The following is a 20871-nucleotide window of genomic DNA, read 5'->3' on the forward strand; positions in this document are numbered from 1 at the left end:
GCTGTAATTATTTCTTAATTATTTTATACTAAATATTTTCTCATAAACATCCACTTCTTTATTCCTATAAAATAATATTTTAAATAACTGCTAATCATATCTACATCTTTAAAACCCTTTTTATGATATAATTTTTTTGCTTTATTCCCTTCTGCCACTATAAGAGATACGCTATCAAAGCCCATATTCTTTATATATTTTTCAGCATCATTTATAAGAAGCTCTCCAACTCCTTTTCCCCTCATAGATTCAGCTACTGCTATGTGTTCTATGTAGCACTCTTCTAAAGTTATTTTATCTAAGATCCATAACTTAAGAATCAAAAATACCACATTAAAAACTCCATATTTTTTACATAGTTTGATAAATGAAACTCTTTTTGTTTCTTTTTTACCTTCATAAAGCCTTACTAATATTACTCCAACTACATTTTCTCCATCTTTTGCAACAAGATGTAAGTAGCTTAAATCCTCTTCTTTTATTTCCCAAACAGAGTAAAGAACATCTTCTATTCCCTTATTTGATAAGCCTTGCTTATGAGTGAACTTACTATTAAATGAGGATACTAATAAAGCTATTACTTCGTTAAAGTCACTTTCTTTGTATCTTTCTATTTTTATCTTCCCCACAGTACCGTCTCCTTTACAACTTTTATTTCTAAATGTTATACTCATCATAAACTATTGAGTTACTCAAGAGTCAATGTTTTATTTTAGGAGGAAGTTTATGAAAAATTTATTGAAGATTGGGCAAGTAAGTAATTTATACGACATATCACTTGATACTTTAAGACACTATGACAAAAAAGATTTACTTAAACCAATTGTTGATAACCAAAATGGTTATCGTTATTACTCCTTTGAACATCTAGATGTATTAGAAATGATTTTAGTAGGAAAATATCTTGAAATCCCCTTAGATAAAATAAAAGAAAAGATAGATTCTGAAAGCATAGATGGATATATTGATATGATAGATGAGCAAAAAAAAATTATCAAAGAAAAGCTTGATGTACTAATGAGACTTAATCAATATGCTAGTGAAATGAAAAACATGTTAACAGAAATAAAAAGCTTTTCTAATGATAATACATTTTCTAAGGTTAATAGAAGTGAAGATTTAGATATTACTATCTATCAGGTTAATTTAGCCAACTTTTTAAACAAAGTTGAAACTTCTGAATTAAGTGGAATAGAGTCTTTTGATCAATGGATTTCTTATAATGTTGATAATGAACAAGTAATCATTGAAAACAGTGAAGTTCTAGGACTGTCTATTCATGAAAACAGTTTAAATTCAAAGGAATTATTGGACTATTTAAATTCTGGAGTAAATGAAGAAAAGATATTAAAATTCCACATATCTAATAAATATAGATATGTTAGTTTTTCTGGAACTGATAATAAACTACAAGAATATCTTCAGCTGCTTTGTAGCCATTTTAATTTAAAGAACACAACTATCCATGTTAAGTTTTCTTTTGCATTACTTCATAAAGATATGCACCATGAGTATTTTGCTGAGATTTACTTTAATGAGGTGAATACTTTAAGAAGCCGTCTTCCATAATTAGTTTGATTTTTTCTATGTCATTTAAGTACTCTATGTAAGATTTAAGCATTCTTTCAACTGTGTAATATTTATATATACTCCCGACTTTGATGTTCAGATTTTCAAGTACAACTTTCATGATACATTCAAAGGTCATGGGCCTATCTATAAGTTCATATATAGCCATGGCCCTACTCTCATAGAAATCAATATTATCATCTATTAGTTTTGTGATGTCATCATATATTCCTTTATGGGCTACAACATATTTACTGCATTTAATATCATAAAGCTTAGCCTTACTTTTCATGTCTTCACTTAATATAAAGGCATAAGGAAGCTTTGATCCCTTCATAACCTCATAACTTATAAGTGCATCTCCTACATAATAAACATCATCTGGGGTCATTATACATATGTGTGATGGACTATGTCCAGGTGTATGAAGAATCTTGAAATTAACACCATATACTGATATTTCTTTTTGATGTTTTTCTATTATAATATCTGTTTTAAATATCATATGTTCATGATGTTCTCTTACATCTCTTATAGTTTGTTCTCCATAATAAAGTTTAAGATTATCAAGTGAACTACTTATAACGGCTTCAAGTTCACTCATAGCAATTATAGAATTATGTTTTTCCTTTATGTAAAAATTATTACCAGCATGATCAATATGAAAGTGACTATTTATTATAGCTACTACCTTAAATTTGTTATTTTCTAAAACTTCCTCTATTCCTTTTCTTTCACCTTTTGCCCAGCCACTATCTAACATTATTATTTCATTCTCATTAATTTTATAAAATGGAATATAAGTCATTCCAGTATCTATACAATAGGTATTTCCTTTAACTTCTAGTATCTTCAATTTAACTTCTCCTTCTGTAAAAAATAAGCAGAGTTATTTTAACTCTGCTTAACTCTTATTCTTTGATTATAAGTCCAAGTAATCTTGAAAAATCCATAGCCTGCATAGGAGAAACTATGGCACCTTTTATGTCATCTATACTTAAGCTTACTCCTTCAAACTCACTATCACTTATATCCATTCCATTTAAACTAGTACCAAACATTTGACTTAGCTTAAAATCACATCTTCTGAAACTTACTTTATTTAGCTTGCAATACTGAAAACTACTGTTTTCAAATATAGAATCAGTTATAATAACATTTTTCATTTCCCCATAGTTCATGAGAACAAACTTGCCATTACTGTTTTCTATATAAACATTCTGAAGAGAAGAATCATTAAGTTTTAACCCTATAAGTTTGCAGTTTACAAACTCAGTTCTATGTATAATTGCTCCACTAAAGTCAGCATTAGATAAGTCACAGTTTTCAAATCTTACATCAGTAAGTTCTAAAGACTCTAACTTAACTCCGTTAAAGTCTACTCTACTAAAGACAACTCCTTCAAAGTTAACACTACTTACTTCACTTGTTTCAACTTGACACTCAGTTATATAAATATTTTCTATTACACTTTCATCTTCAAGTTTAAGTTCGTTTATACTTCTATCTTCAATTCCTCTTATTAATTGAGGTTTAGCTATTTTTATAGTTTTTTGACTAGTACTCATCTTCTTCTCCTAAAGTTTCATTTCATAATAATCCATTACAGAGGTTTCAACAAATCCACAAGACTTATATAAATTAAGTGCATTAGGATTTTCGCTATCTACTTGCAGCATAACCTCCTTAGCTCCATCTTCTATAAGCGTGTTAACTGCAAACTTTAACATCTCTCTTGCGTATCCTTTTCTTCTATGCTTTGGTAAAACTCCAAGTCCATAAATTCCACCTTTATCAGTTAACTCAAGACGAACTTTTCCAATTACTTCATTGTCCTTTTCAGCTAAGTAAGTTCTAATACCCTTCTTTTCCTCTTCTTCCGGAAGTATCATTTTTTCTTTATCATTTTCTTCTGGAACTTCTTCTCCAAAATAAATAGCATCCTGTTTTGCAAGTTCATAGGCATCTTCATTATTAGCTTTTCTAAAAGTTAAGTTTGATTGGCCTTTTGATGGTTCTGATGAACCTTCTCTCCTAAAATACATTTCATATTCAGTATGGTTATAAGTTGCCCCTAAGTTTTTGATAAATTCTTGTCCTTCTTTTGATGTTCTATCACTTAATAAAAACATATTATTTGAATTTCTTATTTTCCATTCATCAATTACTAACTCACTTAACTTCTTAAAAACACCTTGTTTTCTGTAATCTGGATGTACCATTCCATTTACCTCAATAGGTGTGTTAAATCCACCAAAGCTTCCAATCCCTATGTACCCTATGAGTTTTTCTCCATCAAAGTACATAAATTCATTTGTATTGTTTGTTATCTTTGAGCTTTCATTTGATGATGCAAGTTTATAATCAAGTTCTAGCTTTAATGCAACCTTATCACTATCAATACATTCTTGTTGTAACCTATTTATTACTTCATAATCTTCTTTATTTATATTTTCCTTAAGCTTGATCCATGGATTTTCTATGTTCTTCATAGTCCACCTCCTTATAATAAAAAACTTTTTACAACTATCCTAATCTTGTTATATAAAAGTCACAGCAAGAATCTCCTTTACCTAAAGTCGTAGGTCTATAAAGGTTACAATTAGAAAAACTCATTGTTATATAATCTGTAGCACATAAAGATGATATAAACTCGCCAACGCCTTCATTTTTACATAAGACACAGAGTGCGCACTTAGTAAAAACAATATTGGTTAGCTCAGTATTTTCCTCTTGTCTTACTTCCACTTGCCAATTATCCGGATATTTGTCTTCATTTTTCTTAAACCATTTTCCTGCTAATTTAATTTTATTCTTATATTCTATAGAAAGTAAATCTTCCTTCTTCATTTGTTTTTTCATAAATTTAAAACTTCTAAGCCCGTCTGCAACTAATAAATCAAAATCATCAAGACTAAGCTTATCTTTTGTATTCTTATATAAAGCTACCAGATACACACCCATTAAAAAAGTTCCCATAAATGAATTTTTATTTCCTCCAATATCTGGAGAGCGTCTCAAGATTTCTTTATATTCATTCCCTGTATTTTTTAATAAATAATCAAGATTATCTTCAGAATAGTATTTGATTAATTGTTCTTTAACGACTTTACTTAATATCATTGGATATACATATGTCATTATAGTTAATTTCACTTTCATCAACTCCTGATAATAAATCTACTCCTTCCACCATTTTACTCTCATAAAATACTAGTGTCTATTTAATTTTTTGTACAGAATCATTTGTTAACACCCAGCTTCTTATACTCTCTAGGCGTTACCCCTATATATCTCTTAAAAACTTCTGAGTAATAACTTGCATTTGAAAAACCTACTGCTAAAGCTATTTCAGTAATAGATGAATTCTCCTTAAGTAAAATTGCCATACTTCTCTTAACTCTGTATCTTAACAAATATTCAAAAGGTGTTTCCTTCATATACCTTTTAAATGAATGACTACATTCGCTTTTAGAAATATTAGCTGCTTTAGCCATATCTTCTAGTGATATTTTTGAGCTAAAGTTTTTGTGGATAAAAGTTACCACATTTTTTATATAATCTATACTTTTAGGATTGTTGCCTTCCTCTTTAAGAATAGATCTTGTATTTTGATAAAATATTCCCCATATATTAATCAAAATTGCAGTTATTTCAATTTCATAACAAGGGGATTTTTCTTCATAAATGAATATTATCTTTTTGATCATCTCTACTATTTTGTTTTCCCACTCATTATCAGCTTTAAATAAATACAAGGAAAGTTTATTACAGTTTAATATTGGCTGAACATACTTTTTTTGAATCGCAGTTTCTTCAACTCCAAGCAAATCTGGATTAAAAGTTATAACCTTATAGTGACAAGACTTACCATCAATAGCACTTCCTAAATGTAGGGCTTTAGAATTAACAAAAGAGCAGTCGCCAGCAGAGAGCACAGTTTCATGGTTATTTGCTTGGTACAACATTTCACCTTCATAAACATAGGTTAATTCAATCTCTTTATGCCAATGACAATTAAAGTAATTATTTTTATAATTTAATATACTTTCGTCACTTACCTTTAAGGGGAGCTCTGTTGTACCATGTAAAATCATTTCCATATCGTTCTCATTTGTAACAATTACCTTTTCCATAATAACTCCCTCCATAGTTTTAAGATTTGCAATATTGTTATATTTATATGCAATAATATTATATTTTCCATCTATATAATTGCATTATACTTATAAATATAGAGGATTTCAATTTAATTAGGAGGGTATCATATGGTTAAATCAGAATTAGATAAATGCCTTGACGGAGAAGTTTTTAATTGCAGAGATAATGAATTAACATCAATAAAAATTAAGTCACGTAATCTCACTAAACAATATAACCAAACAGTTGATCAAGATATTAAAGTGAAAATATTAAAAGATTTCTTAGGTTCTATTGGAGAAAATGTACGAATCGATACTCCTTTTTATTGCGATTATGGTAGACACACATTCATTGGAAATAACGTAACGGTAAATATAAACTGTACTTTTGTTGATTGTAATACGATTACTATAGGTAACAATGTTTTAATAGCTTCAAATGTTCAGATTTATACCGCTACCCACCCTGTATCCTATGAAGAAAGACTTATTGACGGTTGGAGTATTAATGATAAAAATGCCTTTTTTAATACTTACGCACTTCCTGTTACCATAGAAGATAATGTATGGATTGGGGGAGGAGCTATATTGTTACCTGGTGTAGTTATAGGTAGAAATTCTGTTATAGGCGCTGGTAGTGTTGTAACTAAATCAATCCCACCCTACTCTATAGCTGTAGGTAATCCTTGCCGCGTAATTCGTAAACTTGAGGAGGACTTTAAACATGAATAATATAGGTATAGTTTTTGATTTTAATGGTACACTTTTTCATGACTCTGATAAACATGAAAAAGCATGGAGACAGTTTTTTAAAAATGAATTTAATCGTGATGTAACTGATGAGGAATTTAAAAAATATGTTCATGGTCGCAATGGTGATTTCACATTAAAATTTTTATCTGGAAAACCCTTAACAGATGAGGAAGTCTCCTCATATTTAGAGATTAAAGAACAAATCTATAGAGAGCTTTGTTTGTCTGATAAATCTAACTTTCATTTAGCTACTGGTGCTGAGATTCTTTTAGATGAACTTAAAGAAAGAAACATTCCAATCACAATAGCAACAGCTTCCCAACTTTCAAATCTAAAGTTCTATATTGAAAGCTTCAATTTAACTAGATGGTTTGATGTGGACAAGATTATATATGATGATGGTACAGTTCTTGGTAAACCTAACCCTGACTACTATATAAAAGCATCTAAAGAAATAGCTACCTTACCTCAAAACTGCATTGTATTTGAAGATGCTATTTCTGGAATTCAAGCTGCTTATAGTGCTGGAATAGGCAAAATAATTGCTGTCACTTCTTCTAAAAATGAATCAACATTTCAAAACATGGTTGAAGTTTACGATGTAATTCATAACTTCCATGATTTTGATAGATTTCTTTTAAGACCGTAATTTTATAATAAAGAAAAAACCGTTACAAAAAATAACGGTTTTTCTTCTATGATAGGAATTCACTTAATTTTTCTTCAGCATCCTCTTTTGTTGTAAAAGAGAATTCAAAATTAACTATCTTTTCTTGGTCTAAGTCACTTAGTTCTTTAACCATCTTATAATTTTTAAATACATCTTTTGATTCATCTTCAATAGTAGGTTTGCCAGTACTATCTGCTTTATATATAGCAAAATATCCATCTTTTTCGCCTAAATAATAGCTGTTAGGAGTTAATTTTTTTACTGTACTCCTACTGAAAACCATCTGTTCTTCTCCTTCTTTTTCTAAGGAGTAGTTTTTATTTTCTAATTTATTTAAAAGTTCTTCTCTATTAATATCTCCAGTTATTGAGTTTTCGCTCTTATAATCCTTAAGCTTCATTGACTTTTCAACCTTATCATTATTCTTAAATATAAGCGTAATGGAGTCCTTTAAGCTTTTATCTTTTTCATTTAATAGCTGTTCTTCTTTAACTTGTTCTTGCTCAACCTTATATTTATTGTGTATATATTTTGAAACCCCCACATAAGTACCTGCAAAAACTAATACCAAAAATAAAGAACTTAAAATAATTACCGAAACCAACTTTCTTTTATTCATAATAATCTCACCTCTTAGGTGTGATTATGTCCATTATTATCCAAAGTATTCACTTTTATAGAAATTTATCTGATTTTTTTACCATCTAAATATCCTAATTTATATAAACCCTCTAGTTTACTCTTGTCTTTTGTAAATCTATCAACTTGAAGCTTTTCACTAGGTCTTATTACTATAGCTTTACCTTGTTTCTCAAGCTCATCAATTAAATCTAACTGCCTGTTATAAACCTCATGTCTAGTTTCCATAAGCTTAATTAAATTTGGATACTTTTTATAAAATCTTTTTGCAAGTCTAATAGATTTGTCTTTTTCTTTCTTATATCCTAAGTTTCTAGTAAGAACTACTACAAACTTTTCATATCCATCTCTCAATGCCTTCTCTATTGGAATAGGGTCTGCTATGGCCCCATCTAAAAGTTTTTTATTCTCATATTCAACAATTGGAGAAACTAATGGAAGAGATGAAGAAGCTCTAACTATTAAGTTAGGATCATTAAGCTCCTTTTTATTATAATATATTGATTCTCCTGTCACTATATCCGTTACCCCAATATAAAAATCTCTATTATCATTTTCAAATGTTTCATAATCAAATTTAACTAAGTTGTTTGGAATTTCATCAAATATAAAATTCATACCAAATAATGATTTCTCTTTAAAATAATTTCTAAAACTTAAATATCTTTTATCATTTATGTAGTCAATCATTATTCTTCTATTTCTTCCCTTTTGTTTTGAAATATATGAAAAAGCATGACAAGCCCCTGCCGATACTCCTGCTACATAAGGAAAATTAATTTCATTTTCCAAAAAATATTCTAAAACTCCTGCTGTGTATATGCCTCTCATTCCGCCGCCTTCTAGAACTAATGCTGTATCTTTCATATGATTCACTCCTATAATTTATTCTATCTTTAAATTATAACAAACTATTTTAAAAATTATAACATAATTTATGTAACCATTGGAAATTTATATATGTATACTCTGTTTTACTATTGACTTACTAAGTTTTGGGTGATACTATAAAATAAATCAGAGTAAAATTATCGGAATTAAGAGGTGTTCGTTTTATGAAAGAAGTTTTAATTGATATAAAAAACTTAAAAACTAAAGTTGAAGATAAAGAAATCTTAAAAGGCTTAGATTTAAAAATTAATAAAGGTGAAGTGCATGTAATAATGGGACCTAATGGTGCAGGTAAATCTACTTTAGCTTATGCTATAATGGGTCATCCTAAATATGAAGTATCTGAAGGCTCAATATCCTTTGAGGGTGAAGATATTTCAGAATTAAAGGTTAATGAAAGAGCTAAAAAAGGTATCTTCTTATCCTTCCAAAATCCAGAAGAAGTTCCCGGAATAACAGTTGAAAACTTTATACGTTCTTCTAAAAGTTCTGTTGAAGATAAACCAATAAGTCCATTTGCTTTTAATTTTAAATTAAAAAATCAAATGAAAAACTTGAACATTCCTGAGACTTATGGAGAAAGATATTTAAATGTGGGCTTCTCTGGTGGAGAAAAGAAGAAAAATGAAATTCTTCAAATGCTTCTACTAGAACCTAAACTTGCTATATTAGATGAAACAGATTCTGGTCTAGATGTAGACGCAGTAAAAATTGTTTCTCAAGGGGTTTCAATGTTTAAGAAAGAAGAGAATTCTATATTAATCATTACCCACAACACTAAAATCCTAGAAAACTTAAAAGCTGACTTTGTTCATGTTTTAATTGATGGAAAAATAGTTAAAACTGGCTCTGAAGATCTTATAAGTGAAATCAACGAAAATGGTTTTAACGGCTTTAAAAATCTTATAGAAAAGTAAGGTGATATTATGGAAAAGAGAAAAACCTACGTAGAAGACGTAGATAGAGGCATATATGATGTTAAAAATGAAGATAAATTTAGTTATAAATCAGATAAAGGGTTAACAAAGGAAGTTATATTATCTATTTCCAAGGAAAAAAATGAACCTGATTGGATGAGAGACTTTAGACTTAAGTCTCTAGATATATATAACTCTATAGAAGTTCCTACTTGGGGTCCTGATATAAGCGATCTTGATATGAACAACATAGTTACTTACGTTAAACCAGATACTTCAATGAAACATACTTGGGATGATGTTCCCGATGAAATAAAAAATACTTTTGAGTTATTAGGTATTCCTGAAGCCGAGAGAACTTCCCTTGCTGGAGTTGGCGCTCAATATGATTCAGAAGTTGTATATCATAGTATCAAAGAAGATCTAGTTAAGTTAGGTGTAGTTTACACTGACATGGAGACAGCTGTAAGAGATTACGAGGACATAGTAAAAAAATACTTTATGAAATTAGTTCCTCCTCAAGACCATAAGTTTGCAGCTCTACATGGTGCAGTTTGGTCAGGAGGTTCTTTTGTTTATGTACCTAAAGGAGTTGAAGTTGATATTCCACTTCAATCTTACTTTAGATTAAACTCTCCAGGAGCTGGTCAGTTTGAGCATACTCTAATAGTAGTTGAAGAAGGTGCTAAACTTCATTTTATAGAAGGTTGTTCAGCTCCTAAGTACAATGTAACTAACCTTCATGCAGGTTGTGTTGAACTTTTTGTTAAAGAAGATGCAACTTTGAGATACTCAACTATTGAGAACTGGTCAAGAAACATGATGAACTTAAACACTAAAAGAGCTTCAGTTGACAAAAACGGAAAAATAGAATGGATATCAGGATCTTTTGGATCAAAAGTTTCTATGTTATATCCAATGAGTATATTAAAAGGTGACGGTGCTTCTTCTGAGTTTACTGGAATAACTTTTGCATCATCTGGTCAAGAGTTAGACACAGGTACCAAGGTAATTCATGCTGCTCCTAACACTTCATCTACTATAAACTCAAAGTCTATATCTAGAGATGGAGGTAAAGCAATCTACAGAGGAGTTGTTAGAATAACTCCAAATGCTGTTAACTCAAAATCTACTGTTTCTTGTGAATCTTTAATGCTTGATAACAAGTCAATTTCAGATACTATACCAGTAGTTCAGATTGAAAATGACGAAGTTGATATCGGACATGAAGCAAAAATAGGAAGAATATCTGATGATGCTATCTTCTACTTAATGTCTAGGGGTCTAAGTGAAGATGAAGCTAAAAAGATGATAGTTAGAGGTTTCGTTGAACCAATTTCTAAAGAACTTCCACTTGAATACGCAGTTGAAATGAACAACTTAATTAACTTAGAACTTGAAGGTGCTATAGGATAGGAGGGATACAATGTCATTACAATTAACTAACTTAAACGAAATACCAGTAAAAACTTTTAGATGGCTTGGAATAAACAATGTTTCTTTAAAAGACGTTGAAGTTCCAACTATAACAGAGTTTAAACACAACTTTGAATCAGTTGATGCAGACTCTTACAATCTAGACTTCTCTTCTAAAAACTTTCCTAAAGTTCTAGACTTTGAAAGAGAAACTTATGGAGTTTCTGAAGGAGTACTTAATCAAGTTAACAAGGAAGCTAACAGTAGCTTTTACTTAAATATAAAGAAGTCAGTTTTAGAACCTATCCTAGTTAATTACAAGTTAGACTCTAAAAGTCCAACTCTTGTAGCTAGTAACTTCATCTTAGCCGAAGAAGGTTCAACTGCTACTGTTATAGTCAATCTTGACTCAAGTGAAGATGAGTTTAACTACGCTAACTCTTTAATTAAGATATATGCACAAAGAAATTCACAAGTAAATGTAGTTGTAATTCAAACATTAAACAACAAAAGTGTGAACTTAACATCTTCTGTATCTATACTTGAAGAAGATGCTAAAGTTAATTATAGTTTTATTGACTTAGGCTCACTTAACTCACTTTCTAGCTACTACTCTTACCTAAATGGAGAAAACTCTAACTCTAGTTTAGACTCTCTTTATATAGGAGAAGGTAAAAAGATAATAGACATCAACTACTCTCTTATTCAAAGAGGAAAGTCAACTTTAGGAGTAATAAACTCAAAAGGTGCTCTACTAGATGAAAGTAAAAAGATCTTTAGAGGTACATTAGACTTTAAGAGAGGTGCATCAGGCTCTATAGGAAAAGAAGAAGAGTATGTTATGCTTCTTTCCCCTAAAGCTAGAAATAGTTCAATTCCACTACTTTTATGTAGAGAAGATGATGTTCAAGGAGAACATGCAGCTTCTGCAGGAAAAATAGATGAAGACACTCTATTCTATCTAATGAGTAGAGGTTTATCTTTAGAAGAAAGTAAAAAGTTACTCATTTTAGCTCACTTTACACCAATTATAAATAATCTGCCAGAAAGTTTAAGAGAAGATTTAATTAATTCCATAGAGGAGAAACTTAAAAATGTCTAACAGTTATAAAGATTTATTTCCGCTAATTAAAAATAATAAAAATCTAATCTATCTTGATTCGGCAGCAACAAGTCAAAAACCTTATACTGTAATAGAAGCTTTAAATGAATATTATCATAAATCCAATGCCAATCCTCATAGAGGCGCTTACGGCATTTCAATAGACTCCACTAACATTTATGAAGCAGGAAGAGCCAAGGTTAAGGAACTTCTTAACCTTCCTTCCTCTCATGAGGTTATATTTACTAAGAATAACACTGAAGCTTTAAACCTAGTTGCTTACTCCTACGGATTAACTTTTATTAATGAAGGTGATGAAATTGTTGTTTCAATAACAGAACATCACTCAAACTTAATCCCTTGGCAACATGTAGCTAAGGTTAAAAAGGCAACCTTAAAATATCTTTACATTAATGATAACTATAAAATAACTCAAGAAGAGATAGATGAAAAGATAACTTCAAAAACAAAGCTAATAGCAGTAGGTCAAGCTTCTAATGTACTTGGAACCATAAATCCAATAGAAGCTATAATAAAAAAGGTGCAAGAAGTTAACGCAAAAGTTATTGTAGATGGAGCTCAAGGAGTACCTCACATAAAGACTGATTTATCTAAATATACTCCTGACTTTTACACCTTCTCTCCTCATAAAATCTTTGGCCCAATGGGTATAGGAGTATTGTGTGCAGATAAAAAACTATTAGATGAAATGCCTCCATTTATGTACGGTGGTGACATGGTTGAGTATGTATATGAACAAGAAACTACCTTTGATGAAGTTCCTCATAAATTTGAAGCAGGAACTCAACATGTAGAAGGCGTTTATGGTTTAACTAAGGCAATAGATTTTATTAATACTATCGGATATGAAAAAATACACACATATGAACAAGAACTTTTAGAGTATGCTCATGAAAAACTTAATTCTCTTTCCTATGTTAAGATAATAGGTCCAAAAGAGGCCCATGATAAGGTTGGTGTTGTTTCATTTGTAGTTGATGATATCCATCCTCATGATTTAGCTACCATACTAGATTCAAAAGGTATAGCATTAAGAGCTGGTAATCACTGTGCTCAACCACTTTTAAGATACTTAGGTGTAAATGCAACCAACAGAATCAGTTTATCTATTTATAATGAAAAAACTGACATTGATAAACTTGTAGATGCCTTAAACTATGCAAGGAGGTTATTTGGACATGGACATGAGTAAACTATACACAGAACTAATAATGGAACATAACAGCTCCAAAAGAAATAAAAGAGAACTTGAAAATCCAGACAAAACAGAAAGAGGTCATAACCCTTCCTGTGGAGATGAGATATCCCTTTCAGTAAAATTTAATGGAGATATCATTGAAGATATGGCTTTTACAGGCAGTGGATGTGCTATATCACAAGCTTCAACTTCTATTATGATAGATTTAATCAAAGGTAAAAGCAAACAAGAAGCTTTGTCCTTAGTAGAAACTTTTATCTCCATGATAAAACGCGAAATAACAAATGAAGAAGAACTTCTAGCTCTAGAAGATGCTATGGTATTTCAAAACATCCAAAACATGCCTGCAAGAGTAAAGTGTGCAGTACTTGCTTGGCACACTTTAAAGGAATCACTTAAATAAATTAAGAGTTAAAAGAGAATAGTTAAGAGTTATGGGTAAAATTCCTTAGGAATTTTTGATTAATTAAAGTTTTTGCTTCTGCAAAAATCATCCATTACTATTAACTCTTAACTATTCATTATTAAACTAATTTCTGAACTCTCTATTTTCTTAATATTTTCTCCATGGTTTTACCTTTGGCAAGCTCATCAACTAACTTATCTAGATATCTGATTTTTTGCATTAATTCATCCTCTATTTCTTCTACTCTATATCCGCAAATTACTCCTTTTATAAGTGAAGCATTTGGATTAATATGAGGTGCTTCTTTAAAGAAGGTTTCCATATCCACTTCATTAATTATTTGCTTATGTAACGAATCTTCATTATACCCAGTAAGCCAAAAAATAACTTCATCCACTTCTTCTTTTGTTCTTCCTTTTCTCTCAACTTTTTGTATATAGAGTGGATAAATCCTCGAGAAAGGCATTGCGAAAATTTTTAAATTCTTCATTTTTTATTTCTCCTTTACTATTTCCTATAGTCTTTTCTTATAAATGGCTCCTCAATGTTTTCAGAAATCAGCAATTTATATTTCTGTGGATGGCGGTATGCATTTCCATGAACTTCACTATTTCTATACTTTCTGATTTCATCAACAGGAAAATCAGCTATATAAATCCCCTCTTGTTCACCTGCTTCAATAATAAGAGTATCTCTTGATTCAGAATCGGAAGGGCTATAAGCCATACCATCAAAAGCAGTAGAATGACCATTACAATCTGGTTTGCCTTTAGGATAATTTACAGTAGCAATTCCAACCATATTCTCATAAGCTCTTCCCCTTAATTGTGAAATGCGGTTTATTTCCATAGGGCAAGCATTAGGAACTAAAATAATCTCTGCTCCCTTTAGCATAAGAATCCTTGCACTCTCTGGAAATTCTCTATCATAGCAAATCATTGAACCGATTTTTACATTTCCTTGCTCTGTATCTAAATCCCCAACATAAAAATCAGCCCCTGGTGTTAATCGACATTCATCTCCAAAATCACAAGTATGTACTTTTGCATAAGTAAATACCTTATTTCCAAAACGATCAAACAAACAAATACTGTTCCTTGGTAATGGATCATACTTTTCTAAGAAAGTTATTCCGATTGCCATATTAAGTTCTTTTGCAAGCTTCCCAAAGGAATTAACAAATGTACTATCACTAGATACAGCACTTGTCTTCAGCTCATCTATATCTTCTGGAATATTATACCCAACGCTCCACATTTCAGGAAACAATGCAATATCTGCACCTATCTCTTTAGATTTTCTGCAATACTCTAATCCTTTTTGTAAGTTTTCTTCTAAACTGTCTTCAGGCATAATTTGCAATAGTGCAACCTTTAAATTCATAATTTTATACCTCCCCACAAGACTTAGATTTCTTATATCCTTACTTATAATCATATCATTTTTTACTTGCAAATCATAACAATAATCATATTATCAAACTAACAGGTTCATCAAAATATCAAAAAAGGCCTCTCATAGTCTATCAAACCATGAGAGGCCATCAAATTAATTACTCCCACTTAAAAAATTTTATAGAAATGCTTATACATATAACTGCGATAACAATCATCAAAGTTGCTGGAATTAAAACGCTATCTGCAGCCAATCCAAGAGAGGCAGCTTTAAGAAGTTTTATTCCTTGGGTTAAAGGTAATATATCAGCAACCTTTTGAAGGGCTACGGGCATTACTTCATAAGGAAGAGTAGCTCCAGAAAATATAAGCATTGGAAAGTACAACAAACTTGCCGTCGCACTTGCAACTTTCATGTTTGGAGCAATCCCTCCTACTAATACTCCTATGCTGAACATAGACAACATTACTAGAAAATATGCCCCTAAAAAATGAATCCAGGAACCTTGAACCTGATAATCAAAAAATAATGCTCCTACTATATAAATAAGAACAAAAGAAGTAATTGAATAAAGAGCATAAATAACAAGTTGGACTGTTAGTATGAGTGTTGGGCTTATAGGTGTAACTTTAAAGCGTTTTAGTATCTTTCTATTTCTATAATCGGATACTACTAAAGGCAGCCCCATAACCCCACCAGCACAAATAGCTATAGTTGATATCCCACTAAAAGATTGAGCCAACAAAGTATATTCTGCCCCCTCAAAAGCAGGTTTATTTCCAAACACTAAACCCAATATAACAATAACAACAACAGGCATAAATATAGCAAAGATAAGCATATCCATTCCCCTTAGGGATAATTTTAATTCTGTTTTAAATAAGGCTTTAAATGCTTTCATTTTCTTCCTCCTCATCTGTATACCAAAGGTAAGTATCTTCAAGTTTTTCATATGGACTTCTTGCTATTGCCTCACTTACTGTACCATGAAAAACACTTTTCCCATCTTTCAAAATCATGATTCTATCACATAAAACTTCAACCTCATCCATAAAATGAGAGGTTAATAAGATAGTAATACCTTTCTTCTTTAGCTCTGATAGACTCTTCCATACCTCTCTTCGTGCCTTAGCATCCAATCCAGTAGTTAATTCATCTAAAAATATAACCTCAGGATTAGGAATCAAAGCTAGAACTATAAAAAGTCTTTGCTTCTGTCCCCCAGAAAGTTCACTAACCATGTTTTTCTGCTTATCAAAAAGTCCAAATTGTTTTAAAAGAACTCCATAGTCCTGTGATCTTTTATAAAGAGAGGCTATAATTTCACAAAGCTCACCAACCTTTATTTTATCTTGATAGTTAGCCTCTTGAAATTGAACTCCTACCCTTTCAAATAACTTTTTCCTATGAACTTCAGGGTTCATTCCTAAAATAGATACTTTTCCACTATCCTGCTTCTTCGTTCCCAAAATACATTCAATTGTTGTGCTTTTACCTGCACCATTTGCACCTAATAACCCAAATACTTCTCCAGGGTAAATAGATATATTAACATTCTCTACCGCTTTAATATCTCCGTAAAACTTGCATAATTCTTTTACTTCAATGGTTGCTTCCATACGATTAATACCTCCTCTTCTTTTTCTTTCATAAAAAGAATAACACCAGAACAAAGTCTGGTGTCAAAGTGTATGGTTTATATAAAATTGCTTTTTCATTTTATCAAGCTGAATCAGCATAGTTTTTGCATTTTTTTCAGCAAAGTTTAGTGATGTAAGTAGCTTATCACATACAGAAATTATATCTTCATCTTCTTTTGGAGTATCAATAACCTTACGAATATCAGCTTCTGGATTTCTGTCTAGAACATTTAACATTCTTAAAATAGCTGAAAGAGAATAATTAGCACAGCGCAAAGAACGTATTATCTTTAGCAATTTAAGATCTTCATCTTTATACACTCTATAGCCATTTTCTTTTCGTTTTACCTTAAGCAAACCGTTCATTTCCCAATTTCTCAATGCGTCTATTGAAACATTAAGATAATCAGCAGCCTCTTTTCTAGTAAAATATTTTGTACCTATTTCTTGAACTTTACTTGATAATAATTTTTGAGTAATTTCTATTGCTTCTTCAGCATTTTTCTGTTCATTTCTAATTTTCTCTATATAGTCTTCAGTTAAATAAAAAGCCTCATTAAACTTACCAAGTGCAGAAGTTTTAATAATAGAAATAGCTTGTTTTCTGAGACCCTTTTGCAGAACTTCAACCTCCAGCGCAATTCTTGCAAGTTTAATCTGCTCTATATGAAAATCTGTAAAAACCCGATACCCATTTACTTTTCTTTCCGCTTTAGGAATAAGTCCAAGTTCTTCATAAAGCCTTACTGTATTTGGATGAATTCCAATAACACGCGCAACTTCTGATGTTTTATAAGTATTCATTTTATCACCACCATTCTATAATTATAATATAACTATGATAAAGTCTGGTGATATAGTGGATACTTTTTTATCATTTAACTCTTTTAAACATAGGATGATTTTCATTAAACTCAACCAAATCCCACAAATTTCCGTACAAGTCCTTAAATACTGCAACTATTCCGTAATCCTGTTCTTTAGGTTCTCTAACAAACTCTATTCCTTCTTTTTTCATTTCATTATAGTCACGCCAAAAATCATCAGTTCCTAAAAATAGAAAAACTCTTCCTCCTGCTTGGTTTCCTATAAAAGGCTCTTGTTCAGCCTTAGATGCTCTTGCGAGTAATATTGTTGTTCCATTAGAACCTGGTGGAGCCACTACCACCCATCTTTTGTCTTGCTCTTCTTGATAGGTATCTTCTATCAATACAAAATTAAGTTTTTTTGTGTAAAATTCTATTGCCTCATCATAATTTTTTACCACTAAAGCTATATGCACAATTGACTGTATCATACCATTTTCTCCCCACTCTTTTATACCTTACTTCTATATCATTTTCCCCATTATGATTTCATCATGATATGTCCCATCTTTAAGTTTAAAAGCATTTTTCACATTTCCCCAAACTTCAAAACCATGTTTTTTATATAATGCAATTGCCTTCTCATTATCAGAAAACACTCCAAGTTCAATCTGCTCATACCCAATTTCCTTTGCTTGATTAATTACTTCTTTAACAAGTGCATTTCCAATTCCATTGTTCCAATACTTTTTCTTTATAGAAATCCCAAACACTGCTCTATGTTTTTGTTTAATACGATTACCTACACAGTTTATTCCTACACTACCTGCAACTTGATTATCTATAAATGCTGCAATCATCATATTTGTTTTACTATTTAGATTATCTTTAAGAAATTCTATTTCCTTATCAATTGTAATATCAATTTCTTCAGAATATCTAGTCATAAAATGTGTTTCATCTGATGATATCTTTTGATATTCAATCATTTCTTCTGCATCATTTTCATTAGGACTTCTTAAAATACAAGTTGTACCATCTTTTAGTTTTATTTCTTTTTCTCTAAATTCCATTAAAACTCCCCCTTAAATTACTCTTAATATTTGATATCAAACATGAAACTAAATACTCACTTCATCAAGCCATGAAAAGGCCCATCAAGTTATCAAAAAAATTATCTCAAACTTATAACAACTAAAGAAGTAACTATTCCAACTGCAACTGATAATATCAAACTTCCTTTTATCCATGAACATATGGCTGATGCAGCTAGTCCAACAAATGTTGGTACTAAAAGTTCTCCTTTTGACTCCATAACCCCTCTAACTATAAGTGCACTTAATGCAGTATAGGGTATGTATTTTAAAAATCTCTCAACCATTGGATTAATAGGTTTATCTGATAAAACAACTAACGGAACTAATCTAGGTATATAAGTTACTAACATCATTCCAAGTATAAGAACTAAATAACTTTTCATTTTGCTTCCTCCTCTGGCTCTTTTATTAAAACCACACCAATAAGAGTTGCAACGATTATAGTAAATACAAGACTCCATTCACTTGGAATTATCTTAAAATAAGATATTAAAAAATATATTCCCCCGGAAATAAGTGATATAAATAAAACCCCACTAGATTTTTTAATCTCTGGCATAAGTATTGCCATAAACATTGCATAAAGACCAATCCCCAGACTACTTTGAAGAGATTCTGGAAGTATAGTTCCGACTAAGTACCCGGCTATTGTTCCACATATCCATGATACATAGGACATTCCCTGCATTCCTAATAAAAATGGAACATTAAGTTCTCCCTCTTTAAGTGATGAAATAGAAAAAGTCTCATCTGTTACCCCAAAAGCAATGAAATAGAGCCACTTTCTTTTTACATTCTTAAGCCTTAAGGCTAAGGATGCACTCATCATTCCATGCCTCAAATTAAGTAAAAATGTTGATAGTATTATACTACCTGTCCCAATACTAGCTTTAATTAAGTCTAAAGCCATAAACTGACTTGCACCTGCATAAACAAACACCGAAAACAGAAAACTATCTAAAAGTGATATGTCTGTTGACTTAGATAACAATCCAAAAGCCATTGCCACTGGAAAATATCCAACTACCACAGGTATTGAAGTTATAACTCCATCTTTAAAACTACTTTTAACTTCATATGTTCTTTCCACCATTTGCCCCTCCTTGTTGAAAATAACACTTCTATTATAACATAAAAATAAGACTGCCAAATTGCAGTCTTATAATACTATTTGCTTTAACTTAGTTCATTTTTAATAGCTTTGACTTCTTCAATAGTTAACCCCGTACCTTTAGCAACAATATCTAAATCCAATCCCATCAGCAAGAAGTTTCTAGCATTTTTTATTGAGGCTTCTTTTATTCCTTCTTTTATTCCTTCTTCTCTAGCTGACTTTAACCTAGTCATTTGATCGTGAAGTTCTGCTTCTCTAGCCTCATAAGCCGCTCTCTTTATATCATCTTTACTTATAACCTCAAGTATGCTATAAGCTTTTTTTATTTTATCATTTTTCTCTGCTAACATCTCAAATCCCTCCTTGTTTTTAGCTTCTAAAAACATTAACCATTGGATTATATCTTCATTTTCATCTTTCTTTATATTAGATTCAAACAGTTTTGGAAGCTCTAGATAGTGAATCTCTAAAACATCTGTAAGTCTTTCTTGAGTTTCATCTTCAACTATATGGAAACTTGAATGTACTTTGTTAGTTGGTAGACATTTAAAATCTACTATGTTTATAGTTATACATTTCTTTAACTTATCATATGTATCACCTGATTTTATTTGTCCATTATACATTTTGCTCCAGTAAAACAAAGTTCTTTCCGCCATATAATCTGTATATAACACTTGGATCTCTATATCAATCTGTTCTCCAGTTTTAGTTCTTGCTCGTATGTCTAGAATTCCTTTTCTATCTTCAGCAAACTCTCTCAATAACTCTGTATTAATAAGCTCTATATCCTCTAATTTTGACTGTGGCGCTTTAAGTATGGAATTTAAAAAGTCTATAAGTAAATCCTTATTTTTCTCATCTCCAAAGATAAGCTTAAAAACAAAATCATTTTTAGGAGACATTATAAATCCATCATCAATTATACTGTTTTTATTCACTAACCACACCACCTTTCTCATACTAATATTATATACTATTTATCCTATTTCTTAAACCTTACTAACATATTCTTTTTTAATATCTATAAATTGTTTTTTCCATAAAAACAGCTAACAATAATAAAAGCTTGGAGTTTATAAATTTCTAAATCCA

Annotated in this window: 26 protein-coding genes; 8 read left to right on the forward strand and 18 right to left on the reverse strand. The window is 30.7% G+C overall.

Translation table 11 applies throughout. The annotated features are described in order from the left end of the window. Positions 1-23 precede the first annotated feature (23 nt). The gene (locus BUA92_RS12320; protein WP_175550901.1) at positions 24-629 is read right to left on the reverse strand and encodes a GNAT family N-acetyltransferase; all 606 of its coding nucleotides are present in this window, start codon (positions 627-629) and stop codon (positions 24-26) included. Between the two features lie 97 nt (positions 630-726). On the opposite strand from BUA92_RS12320, the gene BUA92_RS12325 reads away from it, so the two are divergent. Then, positions 727-1569 carry a MerR family transcriptional regulator gene (locus BUA92_RS12325; RefSeq protein WP_073019961.1) on the forward strand — a complete coding sequence of 281 codons (843 nt, stop codon included), beginning with the start codon at positions 727-729 and terminating at the stop codon, positions 1567-1569. Here BUA92_RS12325 and BUA92_RS12330 read toward each other — a convergent pair. The 5 genes from BUA92_RS12330 to BUA92_RS12345 form a co-directional block, all read right to left on the reverse strand. Next, on the reverse strand, positions 1532-2425 hold the full coding sequence (locus BUA92_RS12330) for an MBL fold metallo-hydrolase (protein WP_073019963.1): 894 nt from the start codon (positions 2423-2425) through the stop codon (positions 1532-1534). The genes BUA92_RS12325 and BUA92_RS12330 overlap by 38 nt on opposite strands. Positions 2426-2480: 55 nt before the next feature. Next, the gene (locus BUA92_RS22855; RefSeq protein WP_083553506.1) at positions 2481-3137 is read right to left on the reverse strand and encodes a pentapeptide repeat-containing protein; all 657 of its coding nucleotides are present in this window, start codon (positions 3135-3137) and stop codon (positions 2481-2483) included. Between the two features lie 9 nt (positions 3138-3146). After that, on the reverse strand, positions 3147-4061 hold the full coding sequence (locus tag BUA92_RS12335) for a GNAT family N-acetyltransferase (RefSeq protein ID WP_083553507.1): 915 nt from the start codon (positions 4059-4061) through the stop codon (positions 3147-3149). A gap of 34 nt (positions 4062-4095) precedes the next feature. Then, positions 4096-4725 carry an L-2-amino-thiazoline-4-carboxylic acid hydrolase gene (locus tag BUA92_RS12340; RefSeq protein ID WP_073019965.1) on the reverse strand — a complete coding sequence of 210 codons (630 nt, stop codon included), beginning with the start codon at positions 4723-4725 and terminating at the stop codon, positions 4096-4098. Between the two features lie 86 nt (positions 4726-4811). Then, complete coding sequence (locus BUA92_RS12345; protein WP_073019967.1) at positions 4812-5705, reverse strand: AraC family transcriptional regulator; 894 nt, start codon at positions 5703-5705, stop codon at positions 4812-4814. A 132-nt stretch (positions 5706-5837) separates the two neighbouring features. On the opposite strand from BUA92_RS12345, the gene BUA92_RS12350 reads away from it, so the two are divergent. Next, positions 5838-6443, forward strand: a complete 606-nt coding sequence (locus BUA92_RS12350; protein ID WP_073019969.1) for a sugar O-acetyltransferase — start codon at positions 5838-5840, stop codon at positions 6441-6443. After that, the gene (locus BUA92_RS12355) at positions 6436-7113 is read left to right on the forward strand and encodes an HAD family hydrolase (RefSeq protein WP_073019971.1); all 678 of its coding nucleotides are present in this window, start codon (positions 6436-6438) and stop codon (positions 7111-7113) included. The genes BUA92_RS12350 and BUA92_RS12355 overlap by 8 nt, the downstream gene beginning before the upstream one ends. Positions 7114-7159: 46 nt before the next feature. Here the strand turns inward: BUA92_RS12355 and BUA92_RS12360 are convergent, their stop codons facing one another. Both BUA92_RS12360 and BUA92_RS12365 read right to left on the reverse strand, forming a co-directional pair. Continuing rightward, positions 7160-7753, reverse strand: coding sequence for a hypothetical protein (locus tag BUA92_RS12360; protein ID WP_073019974.1), 594 nt, complete (start codon positions 7751-7753; stop codon positions 7160-7162). 65 nt (positions 7754-7818) lie between these two features. Beyond that, the gene (locus BUA92_RS12365; protein WP_073019976.1) at positions 7819-8640 is read right to left on the reverse strand and encodes a patatin-like phospholipase family protein; all 822 of its coding nucleotides are present in this window, start codon (positions 8638-8640) and stop codon (positions 7819-7821) included. A 188-nt stretch (positions 8641-8828) separates the two neighbouring features. Between BUA92_RS12365 and sufC the strand changes: the two genes are divergently transcribed. The 5 genes from sufC to sufU are packed head-to-tail and all read left to right on the forward strand — an operon-like array spanning position 8829 to position 13721. Then, positions 8829-9581, forward strand: a complete 753-nt coding sequence (gene sufC / locus BUA92_RS12370) for a Fe-S cluster assembly ATPase SufC (protein ID WP_073019978.1) — start codon at positions 8829-8831, stop codon at positions 9579-9581. Between the two features lie 9 nt (positions 9582-9590). Beyond that, positions 9591-10997 carry a Fe-S cluster assembly protein SufB gene (gene sufB, locus BUA92_RS12375; RefSeq protein ID WP_021801312.1) on the forward strand — a complete coding sequence of 469 codons (1407 nt, stop codon included), beginning with the start codon at positions 9591-9593 and terminating at the stop codon, positions 10995-10997. 10 nt (positions 10998-11007) lie between these two features. Further along, entirely contained in the window at positions 11008-12099 is a 1092-nt protein-coding gene (gene sufD, locus BUA92_RS12380) for a Fe-S cluster assembly protein SufD (RefSeq protein WP_073019979.1), read from the forward strand. Continuing rightward, positions 12092-13312 (forward strand): SufS family cysteine desulfurase, encoded by a 1221-nt coding sequence (locus tag BUA92_RS12385; RefSeq protein WP_073019980.1) that lies wholly within the window; start codon positions 12092-12094, stop codon positions 13310-13312. The genes sufD and BUA92_RS12385 overlap by 8 nt, the downstream gene beginning before the upstream one ends. Continuing rightward, positions 13299-13721 carry a Fe-S cluster assembly sulfur transfer protein SufU gene (gene sufU, locus BUA92_RS12390; protein ID WP_073019981.1) on the forward strand — a complete coding sequence of 141 codons (423 nt, stop codon included), beginning with the start codon at positions 13299-13301 and terminating at the stop codon, positions 13719-13721. The genes BUA92_RS12385 and sufU overlap by 14 nt, the downstream gene beginning before the upstream one ends. 142 nt (positions 13722-13863) lie before the next feature. On the opposite strand, the gene BUA92_RS12395 is transcribed toward sufU, so the two are convergent. The 10 genes from BUA92_RS12395 to BUA92_RS12440 form a co-directional block, all read right to left on the reverse strand. After that, positions 13864-14214, reverse strand: coding sequence for a DUF2200 domain-containing protein (locus tag BUA92_RS12395; protein ID WP_073019982.1), 351 nt, complete (start codon positions 14212-14214; stop codon positions 13864-13866). 17 nt (positions 14215-14231) lie between these two features. Next, complete coding sequence (locus tag BUA92_RS12400) at positions 14232-15107, reverse strand: carbon-nitrogen hydrolase family protein (protein ID WP_242950150.1); 876 nt, start codon at positions 15105-15107, stop codon at positions 14232-14234. 169 nt (positions 15108-15276) lie between these two features. Beyond that, complete coding sequence (locus BUA92_RS12405; protein WP_073019983.1) at positions 15277-16020, reverse strand: ABC transporter permease; 744 nt, start codon at positions 16018-16020, stop codon at positions 15277-15279. After that, positions 16007-16738 (reverse strand): ABC transporter ATP-binding protein, encoded by a 732-nt coding sequence (locus tag BUA92_RS12410; protein ID WP_073019984.1) that lies wholly within the window; start codon positions 16736-16738, stop codon positions 16007-16009. The genes BUA92_RS12405 and BUA92_RS12410 overlap by 14 nt, the downstream gene beginning before the upstream one ends. 63 nt (positions 16739-16801) lie before the next feature. Beyond that, positions 16802-17563: a MerR family transcriptional regulator gene (locus BUA92_RS12415; RefSeq protein ID WP_073019985.1), complete on the reverse strand. Its 762-nt coding sequence runs from the start codon at positions 17561-17563 to the stop codon at positions 16802-16804. Positions 17564-17633: 70 nt separating this feature from the next. Beyond that, positions 17634-18056, reverse strand: coding sequence for a VOC family protein (locus BUA92_RS12420; protein ID WP_073019986.1), 423 nt, complete (start codon positions 18054-18056; stop codon positions 17634-17636). Between the two features lie 33 nt (positions 18057-18089). Next, complete coding sequence (locus BUA92_RS12425; RefSeq protein WP_073019987.1) at positions 18090-18638, reverse strand: GNAT family N-acetyltransferase; 549 nt, start codon at positions 18636-18638, stop codon at positions 18090-18092. 101 nt (positions 18639-18739) lie between these two features. Beyond that, positions 18740-19045, reverse strand: a complete 306-nt coding sequence (locus tag BUA92_RS12430) for an AzlD domain-containing protein (protein ID WP_073019988.1) — start codon at positions 19043-19045, stop codon at positions 18740-18742. Beyond that, positions 19042-19755 (reverse strand): AzlC family ABC transporter permease, encoded by a 714-nt coding sequence (locus BUA92_RS12435; RefSeq protein WP_242950152.1) that lies wholly within the window; start codon positions 19753-19755, stop codon positions 19042-19044. Before BUA92_RS12435 ends, BUA92_RS12430 begins: the two co-directional genes overlap by 4 nt. An 83-nt stretch (positions 19756-19838) precedes the next feature. Then, complete coding sequence (locus tag BUA92_RS12440; protein WP_341412678.1) at positions 19839-20717, reverse strand: Rpn family recombination-promoting nuclease/putative transposase; 879 nt, start codon at positions 20715-20717, stop codon at positions 19839-19841. Positions 20718-20871: the final 154 nt, after the last annotated feature.

Source organism: Clostridium intestinale DSM 6191, from assembly GCF_900130055.1.
Taxonomy (GTDB): domain Bacteria; phylum Bacillota; class Clostridia; order Clostridiales; family Clostridiaceae; genus Clostridium_T; species Clostridium_T intestinale.